Annotated in this window: 1 protein-coding gene; it reads right to left on the reverse strand. The window is 75.7% G+C overall.

Going from position 1 to position 789, the window contains the following annotated elements; translation table 11 throughout:
- Positions 1-280: 280 nt before the first annotated feature.
- The gene (locus FOE67_RS27390; RefSeq protein WP_182667504.1) at positions 281-745 is read right to left on the reverse strand and encodes an RDD family protein; all 465 of its coding nucleotides are present in this window, start codon (positions 743-745) and stop codon (positions 281-283) included.
- Between the last annotated feature and the right edge of the window lie 44 nt (positions 746-789).

Genomic DNA, 789 nt, shown 5'->3' on the forward strand with positions numbered 1-789 from the left:
CGGTCCCCGTTTCCCTCCCGCGTTCCCACCCGAACGCACCCCGGGCCCCGGCCGTACGCCATCGGTCGGGGCCCGCGGCGTTCCCGGCCGGGGCCCGGCGGGGTCGTTCCCGCTCGCGAAGTCGGTGAAGACGGGAAAAGGGGCGAAGACGGGAAGACGGGAGGGGACGGGCGCCCCGACGGGCCGGCCCACGGCATCCGCCGTCGGCCCGGGAGCGGCTCGGGGCGGGACGCCGCGGGGCATCACGGGAAGCGTCCCGCCTCCCGGACACCCCGAGGGGTCACATGCGGACCTGCACCGCGCGGGAGAGACGGTCGTGCAGACCCCGGCCGTCGCGGTCCCAGATCAGGGCGGGCACGGCGAGCGCGAGCAACAGGGTGCGCAGCACCGTGCGGGGGAACGAGAGGCGGCGCCCGTCCACCGAGATCACCCGCAGGCCGAGCAGCCGCTTGCCGGGGGTGCAGCCGATCGTGCCGACCGTGAGCACGGCCGTCACGACGAAGACGGCCAGCGTCCAGTTGCCGAGACCGGCCAGTCCCCGGGCCAGCAAACCGTATGCGATCAGCATGCACAGACCCCAGTCGAGGGTGATCGCCAGGAGCCTGCGACCGGGGGGCGCGACGGAGCCGGGGCCGTGCTCGGGCAGGCCGAGGGAGCTTCCCCGGTGACCGAGGTCCACCCCCGCGCTCTCCGCCCCGGCCCGGGGGCCGGACAGCCATGATCCGATTGCCTGCCTTTTGTCCACGCCCCCCACCGTAGCGCGGCTCCCCCGGGGGAGCCGCGCTACGG

Source organism: Streptomyces calidiresistens, assembly GCF_014141525.1.
Classification (GTDB): domain Bacteria; phylum Actinomycetota; class Actinomycetes; order Streptomycetales; family Streptomycetaceae; genus Streptomyces; species Streptomyces calidiresistens.